This window comes from Pseudomonas sp. 05N434 (assembly GCF_056396965.1).
In genome coordinates this window covers 1-3,735 of sequence record NZ_JBFTMK010000501.1, presented here as the reverse complement: position 1 = coordinate 3,735, position 3,735 = coordinate 1, and the positions used below count along the sequence as shown (strand labels likewise).

At 59.0% G+C, this 3,735-nt stretch carries 3 protein-coding genes; 2 read left to right on the top strand and 1 reads right to left on the bottom strand.

Annotated elements, in window-relative coordinates:
• The first annotated feature begins 135 nt into the window (after window positions 1–135).
• A complete protein-coding gene (gene trhP / locus AC1DLB_RS24455; protein WP_477785788.1) occupies window positions 136–1,461 on the top strand; it encodes a prephenate-dependent tRNA uridine(34) hydroxylase TrhP in 1,326 nt (441 codons plus the stop codon).
• 110 nt (window positions 1,462–1,571) lie between these two features.
• Here the strand turns inward: trhP and AC1DLB_RS24450 are convergent, their stop codons facing one another.
• Complete coding sequence (locus AC1DLB_RS24450; RefSeq protein ID WP_477743733.1) at window positions 1,572–2,288, bottom strand: FadR/GntR family transcriptional regulator; 717 nt, start codon at window positions 2,286–2,288, stop codon at window positions 1,572–1,574.
• A gap of 283 nt (window positions 2,289–2,571) precedes the next feature.
• Between AC1DLB_RS24450 and AC1DLB_RS24445 the strand changes: the two genes are divergently transcribed.
• The coding region (locus AC1DLB_RS24445; RefSeq protein ID WP_477785787.1) for an MFS transporter at window positions 2,572–3,735 on the top strand (1,164 nt) is incomplete at its 3' end.

Here is a 3,735-nt window from a genome sequence, read left to right as displayed (position 1 = left end):
CTTATGTTTAGTCCGCCACGGTTGGCGCGAGTGCCATCTGTTTGTTGGTCAAGCATAGATCCAGATCAATAAACCCCGCGTGCAGGCCGCTTACCCTTGCYGGCTTTTGCGATCGACACTGCCATGACTTGCGCCATGCCACTCATCCCCCCGGAACTGCTCGCCCCTGCCGGCACCCTGAAAAACATGCGTTATGCCTTCGCCTACGGTGCCGATGCGGTATACGCCGGCCAACCGCGCTACAGCCTGCGAGTGCGCAATAACGAATTCGATCACGCCAACCTCGCGCTCGGCATCGCCGAGGCCCAGGCTCAGGGCAAGCGTTTTTATGTGGTGGTCAATATCGCCCCGCACAACGCCAAGCTGAAAACGTTCCTCAAGGATCTGGAACCGGTGATCGGCATGGCGCCGGACGCGCTGATCATGTCCGATCCCGGCCTGATCATGCTGGTGCGCCGGCACTTCCCGCAGATGCCGATCCACCTGTCGGTGCAAGCCAACACGGTGAACTGGGCCAGCGTCGAGTTCTGGCAGCAACAGGGCTTGAGCCGGATCATCCTGTCCCGTGAACTGTCGCTGGAAGAAATCGCCGAAATCCGCCAGCACGTCCCGGCGATGGAGCTGGAAGTGTTTGTGCACGGCGCATTGTGCATGGCCTATTCGGGGCGCTGCCTGTTGTCGGGCTACATGAACAAGCGTGACGCCAATCAGGGCAGCTGCACCAATGCCTGTCGCTGGAAATACTCGGCGACACCGGCCAGCGAAAATCAGCTCGGCGAAATCGTCCAGCACTACTCTCCCGAACCGACCCTGGGCCTCGGCACGCCGACCGATCAGGTGTTCCTGTTGCAAGAGGCCAATCGCCCCGGCGAACTGATGCCGGCGTTCGAGGATGAACACGGCACCTACATCATGAACGCCAAGGACCTGCGCGCCGTCCAGCACGTCGAGCGCCTGACGCAGATGGGTGTGCACTCACTGAAAATCGAAGGCCGGACCAAATCGCATTTCTATTGCGCGCGCACCACCCAGGTTTACCGCCGCGCGATTGATGATGCGGTGGCTGGCCGAGTGTTCGATCGCAGCTTGATGACTGATCTGGAGTCCCTCGCTCAGCGCGGCTACACCGAAGGTTTTCTACGCCGGCACGTGCATGACGAATACCAGAACTACCAGAACGGCAGCTCGGTTTCAGAGCGCCAACAGTTCGTTGGGGAGTTGACCGGCGAACGCCGCGACCGGCTGGCCGAGGTACGGGTGAAGAATCGTTTTGGCCTGGGCGATCACATGGAACTGATGACGCSCAAGGGCAACTTCCACTTCGACCTGCATCAACTGCAGAACCTCAGGGGCGAGGCGATTGAAGTGGCGCCTGGGGATGGGCACACGGTGTATTTGCCGATTCCGAATGCGGTGGATTTGCGTTATGGATTGCTGATGCGCGATATAGCGCCCCTGTAGGAGCGAGGCTTGCCCGCGAAGAACGATGACGCGTAATACCTGAAAAAACGCGGTGTATTCTTCGCGGACAAGTCGGATCGCCGCACTGCTCGCTCCTACGCACTGACGAATCAGCTGCCGCCCGCCGAAAAGCGGTCGCGGCTGTTGGTCAGGTGCAACCACATGGCTGCCCGCGCCGCATCCGGATCCTGGCGCTTGATGGCGTTGAGAATCGCCTCGTGTTCAAGGTTGGCGAGTTGCCCCAGCTTGCTCAAATCCGCTGACCCGCGCTCGGTGGCATTGACGCGGGTGCGGGGAATCATCGCATTGCCCAAGTGCTGCATGATCTCTGTGAAGCATACATTGCCGGTGGCTTCGGCGATCAGCAGGTGGAAACGTTTGTCGGCCTCGACGCAGCTGTCGTTGTTGGCCAGCAAACTTTGATAGTCATCCAGCGCTTCACGCATCTGCGCCAATTGCTGATCGGTACGACGCACCGCTGCCAGCGCGGCGGCCTGGGTTTCCAGGCCCATGCGCAACTCCAGAATGCTGCGCACCCCCAGCGCGGTATCGACATTCAGCCGCAACCCCTGCTCCGGCGCACGCTCGATGACAAAGGTGCCGATGCCGTGACGGGTTTCCACCAGCCCTGAAGCCTGCAATTTCGAAATCGCCTCGCGCACCACCGTACGGCTGACCCCATGCTCCTGAACAATCGAATTCTCCGAAGGCAGCTTGTCCCCCGGCAGCATCTGGCCGAGCAAAATGCTCTGGGTCAGCTTGGCCACCAGATCATGAGCCAGGTTGTGAGCGCGCTTGCGGGCGGGTGCGTCGATGTCTTCTTGCATGGTGATTATCCGTAAAACAGGGCTATCCGGATCGTAGCACCGGAATCGATTGGAATCCCCAGAAAACAGCCTCAAGCTTGTATGACAACACTCAACAAATTGACCACTCGAACACCATCACAACCCCACACCCGCCCCAAAAAAGCATAGAAATCATCCGACAAATAGCCATTTTATTGGACTACAGTGCTTGTCGAATCGAAAAATTCAGTTGTATGATGTCTATCAACATCGCAATACCCAGCCACACCCCGCATAAAAATAACGAGTGGGAGAAAAACAAGTGAATACATCCATATCCGGGATGAACGATGGCGCCGATTCGGTCCTGAAGTCCGCCATCTCAAAAGTGAAACGCCACGTCCTGCCGCTGTTCGTGATCATGTTCATCGTCAACTACATCGACCGCGTGAACATCGGCTTCGTCCGCGCCCACATGGAACATGACTTGGGGATTGGCGCTGCCGCCTACGGCCTCGGGGCCGGTCTGTTCTTCATCGGGTACGCGCTGTTCGAAGTGCCCTCCAACATCCTCCTGCAAAAAGTCGGCGCGCGAATCTGGCTGACCCGCATCATGCTGACTTGGGGCCTGGTGGCCGCCTGCATGGCGTTCATCCAGAACGAAACCCACTTCTACATCCTGCGTTTTCTGCTCGGCGTGGCTGAAGCCGGGTTCTTTCCCGGGGTGATCTATTACTTCACCCGCTGGTTGCCCGGTGTGGAACGCGGCAAGGCGATTGCGATCTTCCTCAGCGGCTCGGCGATTGCTTCGCTGATCTCCGGCCCGCTGTCGGGGCTGCTGCTGCAAATCAACGGTTGGGGCATGCACGGCTGGCAGTGGATGTACTTCATCGAGGGCATGTTCTCGGTCGGGTTGTGCGTGTTCGTCTGGTGCTGGCTGGACTCCAAACCCCACGACGCCAAATGGCTGACCCTGGCTGAACAGGACGCGCTGGTCAAAGCCATCGATGACGAACAACTGGCCCGCGAAGCCGCGACGCCGATCAAACCGTCGCTGGGCACACTGCTCAAGGACCGCCAGATCATCCTGTTCTGCCTGATCTACTTCTTCATTCAATTGACCATCTATGCCGCGACCTTCTGGCTACCGAGCATCATCAAGAAAATGGGCGACCTGAGCGACATCCAGGTCGGCTTGTTCAACTCGATTCCGTGGTTGCTGTCGATCGTCGGCATGTACGCCTTTGCCTCGCTGTCGGGCAAATGGAAGCACCAGCAAGCCTGGGTCGCCACTGCCCTGCTGATCGCTGCGGCGGGGATGTTCATGTCCACCACCGGCGGGCCGATCTTCGCCTTCGTTGCGATCTGCTTCGCCGCATTGGGTTTCAAATCGGCTTCGTCGCTGTTCTGGCCGATTCCCCAGGCGTACCTGGATGCACGGATCGCTGCCGGCGTGATCGCGCTGATCAACTCGGTGGGCAACCTC

What these genes read in the sequence shown, in the direction of transcription:
- AC1DLB_RS24450 (WP_477743733.1), bottom strand. Translation starts at nt 2,288, where the DNA reads ATGCAAGAAGACATCGACGCACCCGCCCGCAAGCGCGCTCACAACCTG.